This window comes from Vibrio sp. 10N.247.311.49 (assembly GCF_041467655.1).
In the GTDB taxonomy this organism is placed as follows: domain Bacteria; phylum Pseudomonadota; class Gammaproteobacteria; order Enterobacterales; family Vibrionaceae; genus Vibrio; species Vibrio crassostreae_C.
Window position 1 is genome coordinate 183705 of record NZ_JBFSVA010000001.1, and the last position, 6313, is coordinate 190017.

Below are 6313 nucleotides of genomic sequence, written 5' to 3' on the forward strand. Positions count from 1 at the left end.
TGGATCATTTTACTCACTTATCCGACACTGTAATTGTGACGACTATTTTACAGTACCATCTCGAGGTAAAATCCGTTCCATGCAATTACATATTAAGAGTCGATCCCCAATGACAACGAAATCAATGAGCCGTTTCATTCTAGCCTTCATAGCCCTAATGCTAGGCGGTTGTGTGAGCTACAGCGTGACCGAGCAAGAAATGACGAACTACCTTCAAGATTCGGTGATGTTAGAGCAAGAAGTGGGTGTACAAAACGTTATGTATGCGCAAGTCGCTGTCGATGACTTAGCGGTGCAAATTGGCCGAGCTGATGCCGAGCGCGTGTCTGTTCTGGCGAATACCAATGCACAAGTTCAGGTGTTTAACGTGCCGAATATGAGGTTGGATCTTGATATCGAGTTCAGTGCGATTCCTGAATATGACAAAGAGAGTGGCGAGATTTATTTGAAATCACTGCGTTTAGAGCGCTTTGAAGAAAAAGATAAACAGCTTTCGCCTGAGGTCGCCAAACTACTTAAGCCTGCCGTTTCTATGATTGGCTTTGCTTTGTCCCAGTCGCCAGTTTACAAACTGGACAGCAACAAGGTTCAAGAGTCATTGATCAAGTCATCGGAACCTAATCTAGTGATTAAAGACAACAAGCTGGTTATCGAGTTATTCGATTAACCTTTCACGTTTAGCTTAGACTCAGATTTAAAACACAATGGCTGCCGATTTGGTGGCCATTTTTGTTTGTGTTGAATCAGCAAGATTTCTGTTTTTAGGCTGTCTATCCAGCTTGTTTTCTCTGGCTCATTTATTGAATTAGCCGCGTATCTCACCTTTACTTTACTCTTGTGAGCAAGTCATCGCTTCAGTCATCAAATCATAAGAAAGAAAAGGTGAGCGAACTATGAAGAGTCCAGTAATAGCGGATAACAAACCCGTTAAGGTCGAGCTAACAGAAGGGGAGGAGTATTACTTCTGTACCTGTGGGAAGTCGAAAAACCAACCGTTTTGTGACGGTTCTCATGCTGGTACGGGGTTCAAACCGAAAAGCTTTGTCGCCGAAGAGAGCGGAGACGCCTACCTTTGTCGCTGTAAGTATTCCAACAACCTTCCTTTCTGCGATGGCACTCATAAACAGTTCACAGCGGAACAAGTTGGGCAAGAAGGCCCGGAGGTTCACATTCAAGCGGCTGCGCCAGATTTGTCGCCAGCTACGAGCGCAACCAAAGAAGAACCTACCGTCGAGTTTATTCATCAACTGGCGCGTGATGGTTTATCCAAGGTTGGACATCATGGGCCAATGACTTCAATGGGTGTTCCAAGATATCTATTACCTCACTGGGATGATATTCAAGTGATGGTTGCACAAATGGCGACCAAACCGTTATTGGAACATGTGCCCGTCGGTACTGAGCTTATTATTGGACCAAAAGCGAAAAAGCCACTCAAATTGGACATCTCTTTGTTTGTGTCTGATATGAGTTTTGGCTCGCTATCTGAAGAAGCAAAAGTCTCATTGGCGAAAGGTGCCGAACTCGCAGGGACGGGTATCTGCTCCGGTGAGGGCGGTATGTTACCCGAAGAGCAAGCGGCGAACTCTCGCTACTTTTATGAATTAGCCAGTGCTCAGTTTGGTTACGATGAAGCTAAGCTCAAAAACGTTCAAGCCTTCCACTTTAAAGGCGGGCAGGGTGCCAAAACCGGAACGGGCGGGCACTTACCGGGCGCGAAGAACATAGGCAAGATCGCGGAGGTGCGTGGCATTGAAGCGGGCACGGCAGCGATTTCTCCACCCACCTTTGTCGACCTTAACACGGTCGAGGATTTTAAAAAGTTCGCCGACCGTGTTCGAGAGGTGACAGGCGGTATCCCGATTGGCTTTAAGTTAAGTGCCAATCACATCGAAGAAGACATTCAGTTCGCGCTTGATGCCAGTGCCGATTACATCATCTTAGATGGGCGTGGTGGCGGTACAGGGGCGGCGCCAGAAATGTTCCGTGACCATATCTGTGTTCCCACTATTCCAGCACTCGCTCGCGCTAGAGCGTATCTCGATAAACAAGGGGTCAGTGACAGAGTCACATTGATCATCACGGGCGGCTTGCGCGTGCCGATGGATTTCGTAAAAGCGATGGCGCTTGGTGCTGATGGTGTCGCTATCTCAAACAGTGCCATGCAGTCGATAGGTTGTGTGGCGGCGAGAATGTGTAACACCAATAATTGCCCTGCTGGTATTGCAACTCAAAAAGCCGATTTACGTCAGCGTTTGAATGTCGAGAAAGCATCGAACCAGCTTAAGAACTTCTTTGAAGCCTCGACAGAATTAATGCAAGTGATGGCGAGGGCATGTGGGCATGATCATTTGAATCAATTTAACCCTCATGATTTGGCAACATGGAATCGCGAAATGGCCGAGCTATCCGGTGTCGCTTACTCTGGTGTCTGTCCATTAAATCACTTTAAGTAAATAATACTTCGATAAAGCACACTCAATGTATTTTGGGTGTGCTGACTTTTTCCTGTGTAATGCCAACCTATGTTAAACCTTTCATAATCAACTGCTTTATAAGTGTTTTTAAACTATTTCCTATATTTTGAAAATATCGCTTTACCTCAAGTTAACTTGAGGTTTTATCATCATCCCCAATCTAAAAACACAATCTATCACCTTGTCGCCTAGTGCAGGTTTTGATGTTATCAAACAGACGTTACGAATCTTCAGTTATGAATTTTGAGCTCCGTAATTGAAGTCATGAGTGCAAAAAGGTGAGAAAAATGAACAAGGATCAACAATGAAAGTATTAGCGATTGGCGCGACCAACAGTACAACATCAATTAATCAACAACTTGCAGCGTACACCGCAGGTTTAGTCGAAGGCGCGCAAGTCGAGGTGCTCGACCTTAATGATTTCGAGATGCCAATTTACAGCGAGAAAAGAGAGCAAGATTCAGGTGTTCATCAACACGCTCAACGCTTTTTTAGCAAGATTGGCGAAGCAGATGCTGTGGTCATCTCTTTTGCAGAGTATAACGGCTCATACACCGCAGCCTTTAAGAATGTGTTTGATTGGACATCACGAATCGACATGAAAGTGTACCAAGGCAAACCTGTTGTGATGCTCTCCACATCACCAGGCCCAGGCGGCGCAAACTCTGTGTTGTCGTCTGCGGTAAATTCGGCACCTTACTTTGATGCAGATGTGAAGGGGTCGATGTCGGTGCCAAGTTTCTACGACAACTTTAATGTAGAAACGGGTGAGATCATCAATGCCGAAATGGCCGAGAGCCTGAAATCGATCATGAGTCAGATTTAGAGAGCGAGAACACCACAATAAAACAAAGCAGCCATGTTCACGATTGCTTTTCATTGCGCCCGTTGTCAAAGTTTAAGGACATTAATTGGTTAAGGTAACAATAGGTCGCTACTCTAAAGTTAAAGTAAGCTTTAAATATTTATGATCTCAAGGATAGTGTCGTAATGAGAAACATCGTATACCTCACCATAGGCCAGTTGGCTGAGCGCAGTGGCGTGGCTCCTTCGGCGTTACGTTTTTACGAAACCAAGGGGTTGATTGCTTCGATTCGTACTAACGGAAATCAGCGCCGTTATCAGTCGGCGATGTTGAGACGAATTGCGTTGATCCAAGTCGCGCAGTCGATAGGCTTCACGCTGGAAGAGATCACCGAAGAATTATCGACACTGCCGATGAACCATACCGCGACTAAGCGAGATTGGGAGCGCGTTGCTAAGAAGTGGCAGGGGCAACTCGACAGTAAAATGGCGCAGATTAAATCGCTACAAGAGAACTTAACCGGCTGTATCGGTTGCGGATGCTTGAGTATGCAAAAGTGCAACTTGCTAAATCCTGATGATATCTTGCATGACCAAGGGCAGGGCGCACAACGAATTGTTGAACAGACTAACTGAGTTCCCGAAAGGCATGGAACAGCGAACTAAGTTTCAGGTGTTTGCTCAATGGGTTAAGCAACAGTTGTGACCGAATAGCGTGCCTAGACAAACACGAATTATAGGTCTAGTTTAGATGGTTCTTTCAATAAAAGAAGAGGTTAGTTATGTTCAGCCATGTTTTTCTCGGTACCGATGATATTGAACGCGCGAAGGCTTTTTATGACCCAATCATGAAAGTGCTTGGTTATAGCGAAGGCTCTGTTGATCCCAAAGGGCGCTGTGTTTACGTTAGCCAAACGGGTGTGTTGGGCTTAACGAAGCCGATTGATGGTCAGCCTGCGACTCACGGCAACGGTATGACGGTGGGTTTTCTTGCGTCTTCTCCTGAAGTTGTAGATGAGTGGCATCGAGTTGGCGTCGAAAATGGCGGTACCAGCATTGAAAATGGCCCCGGAGCGAGAGGTTCTGACGAGCGTCGCTTGTACATGGCTTATTTGCGAGATCCTGATGGAAACAAGATTTGTGCAACGCACTTTATGCCGTAGTTTACGTTATGCCATCGTTCATTTTATGCCACAGTGGCGTATACTTAGATCATATTGATGGTTCGGAGTTGGCTAAGTTGCGGCTCTGGACTTGTTAGCTTCCCGATAACTCAAAATTTTGCAAAGGACTGGCTAGATGAAACCGAACGAACTGTTTTATGAAAGTTTTGAGCGCTGCCGGATTGACCAAGAATTTCTCGAAACGTTTTTGGCTGATTTTTGCGAGCATAACCCAAGGTTTTCAGAACGTTTTGAAAATATAGGGTTAGAGCAACAAACCAAGATGCTTAAAGCCTCGATCATTCTTATCTATAACTCTGCGGGTCTGCCGAGCGTACGAAGCTCGGTAAAAAAGCTTGGGAAGCGACATAAAGATTTAGGAATGGATATCTCTGAGCAAGAACTCAACGAGTGGTTCAATTCGTTACTCAATACAGTTAAAAAATATGACCCTCACTACGATGAAAGCGTCGAACAAGCTTGGACAGAAACTCTCGAGGCCGGATTAACTATCATGAAGAAAGAGTGCGTAGTTCCAAACACTGTGAATAACTAGGTCGTTGATGGGTAGTTTTGCTTGTTCGTTAGTTAAAACCGGTATTAACTCTTGAAAGATTGACATTGTCAGGTAAGCCTAACGATATCAGGCTTACCTCTTATTGTTTGACTAGAAATGAGCAGCCCAACCAATCAGGAACCCTTGCGATGCGGTATCGTATTCAAAGGTCCCCTTGTTTTCGTAATCAACCCAGGTCGATTTGTAGGCAACATTTAAGTCAGACCAACTGTTTATCTGGTATCGCACGCCAGTTAACAGAGATGAGGTAAAGTTGGTGTCACTACCAAGCCCTGCATCAATGGTTGCGTGAAACTTCCAATCCTTATTGATCTGCGTTATCCATCTCACACCTATTTGGTACTGTCCATCACGCGGTCACGTTTGGACGCACCTGTCACCTGAATACGAAGCGATGCTCGGTCAAAACGGTTGGGGACTCCAAGAAGTGGTCATGAAAGATCTTGATGATCACGTCGGTGAGATGATGGCGAAGATGGAAGAACTCGGTATTGCTGACAACACCATCATCATTTTCACTGCCGATAACGGCCCAGAGATCATGACTTGGCCAGATGGCGGTATGACACCTTATCACGGTGAGAAAGGCACAACTTGGGAAGGTGGCGTAAGAGCCCCTGCATTGGTTAGCTGGCCGGGTAAAATCCCAGCGGGTACTGTAGGCAATGGCATCTTTGATGGTATGGATTGGTTACCCACTCTTGTCGCTGCGGCTGGTGGTCCAACGGATCTAAAAGAAAAACTGCTGAAAGGTCACGATGGCTTTAAAGCGCACCTTGATGGTTACAACCAAGTGGATATGCTGACCGAGAAAGGCGAGTCAAACCGTAAAGAGATCTACTACTACGAACGAGACAAGCTGCAAGCGGTTCGTGTTGGTGATTGGAAGGCGCATTTCATCGTGCAAAACCACGGTTGGAGTGGCCCTAAAGAAGAGCTAAACGCACCATTGCTGTTTAACTTACGTCGTGACCCATACGAGCGAGCGGCGGAAGAGTCGGGCATGTACCTAAAATGGATGGGACAAAAAATGTGGGCATTTGGCCCGGCACAAGCGGCTGTCCAACAACATCTAGCAACCTTCCAAGAGTGGCCTCCAGTGACGCCTGACTCTCCGGCAGAGAAGACCGGTGGTGTAGGTAACTAGTTAAATATCATAAAAAATCCCGCTCACACTGAGCGGGATTTTTGTTTGAAAGCGTCTTAACGTTGGTTCTGTTTTAGCGTCGTGTTTCGTTCAATGAACTTCACTGGCACCATCAGCTTAACCAAGCTTGTGTCTTGCTCTTGAA

Annotated in this window: 6 protein-coding genes and 2 pseudogenes; 7 read left to right on the forward strand and 1 reads right to left on the reverse strand. The window is 46.0% G+C overall.

The genetic code is table 11. The features are described from left to right. Positions 1-109 precede the first annotated feature (109 nt). The 6 genes from AB6E54_RS00795 to AB6E54_RS00820 all read left to right on the forward strand — a co-directional run bounded on the left by AB6E54_RS00795 (position 110) and on the right by AB6E54_RS00820 (position 5000). Positions 110-667 (forward strand): DUF1439 domain-containing protein, encoded by a 558-nt coding sequence (locus tag AB6E54_RS00795; RefSeq protein WP_017065833.1) that lies wholly within the window; start codon positions 110-112, stop codon positions 665-667. A gap of 226 nt (positions 668-893) precedes the next feature. After that, positions 894-2456, forward strand: a complete 1563-nt coding sequence (locus AB6E54_RS00800; RefSeq protein ID WP_102332994.1) for a glutamate synthase-related protein — start codon at positions 894-896, stop codon at positions 2454-2456. Between the two features lie 325 nt (positions 2457-2781). Further along, positions 2782-3303, forward strand: a complete 522-nt coding sequence (locus tag AB6E54_RS00805; RefSeq protein ID WP_017062187.1) for an NADPH-dependent FMN reductase — start codon at positions 2782-2784, stop codon at positions 3301-3303. A gap of 164 nt (positions 3304-3467) precedes the next feature. Continuing rightward, positions 3468-3917, forward strand: a complete 450-nt coding sequence (gene soxR, locus AB6E54_RS00810; RefSeq protein WP_017062186.1) for a redox-sensitive transcriptional activator SoxR — start codon at positions 3468-3470, stop codon at positions 3915-3917. A 146-nt stretch (positions 3918-4063) separates the two neighbouring features. Beyond that, a complete protein-coding gene (locus tag AB6E54_RS00815) occupies positions 4064-4444 on the forward strand; it encodes a VOC family protein (RefSeq protein WP_017062185.1) in 381 nt (126 codons plus the stop codon). A 136-nt stretch (positions 4445-4580) separates the two neighbouring features. Continuing rightward, a complete protein-coding gene (locus AB6E54_RS00820) occupies positions 4581-5000 on the forward strand; it encodes a globin (protein WP_017065836.1) in 420 nt (139 codons plus the stop codon). Positions 5001-5111: 111 nt separating this feature from the next. On the opposite strand, the pseudogene AB6E54_RS00825 reads toward AB6E54_RS00820, so the two are convergent. After that, positions 5112-5363: pseudogene (locus AB6E54_RS00825) on the reverse strand (DUF481 domain-containing protein); the annotation flags it as partial. On the opposite strand from AB6E54_RS00825, the pseudogene AB6E54_RS00830 reads away from it, so the two are divergent. Next, positions 5359-6168 (forward strand): annotated as a pseudogene (locus AB6E54_RS00830) (sulfatase-like hydrolase/transferase); the annotation flags it as partial. The pseudogenes AB6E54_RS00825 and AB6E54_RS00830 sit on opposite strands and share 5 nt — an antisense overlap. Between the last annotated feature and the right edge of the window lie 145 nt (positions 6169-6313).

Coding starts and splice junctions, on each gene's coding strand:
- AB6E54_RS00815 (WP_017062185.1), top strand. CDS start 4,064: ATGTTCAGCCATGTTTTTCTCGGTACCGATGATATTGAACGCGCGAAG.
- AB6E54_RS00795 (WP_017065833.1), top strand. CDS start 110: ATGACAACGAAATCAATGAGCCGTTTCATTCTAGCCTTCATAGCCCTA.
- AB6E54_RS00800 (WP_102332994.1), top strand. CDS start 894: ATGAAGAGTCCAGTAATAGCGGATAACAAACCCGTTAAGGTCGAGCTA.
- AB6E54_RS00805 (WP_017062187.1), top strand. CDS start 2,782: ATGAAAGTATTAGCGATTGGCGCGACCAACAGTACAACATCAATTAAT.
- soxR (WP_017062186.1), top strand. CDS start 3,468: ATGAGAAACATCGTATACCTCACCATAGGCCAGTTGGCTGAGCGCAGT.
- AB6E54_RS00820 (WP_017065836.1), top strand. CDS start 4,581: ATGAAACCGAACGAACTGTTTTATGAAAGTTTTGAGCGCTGCCGGATT.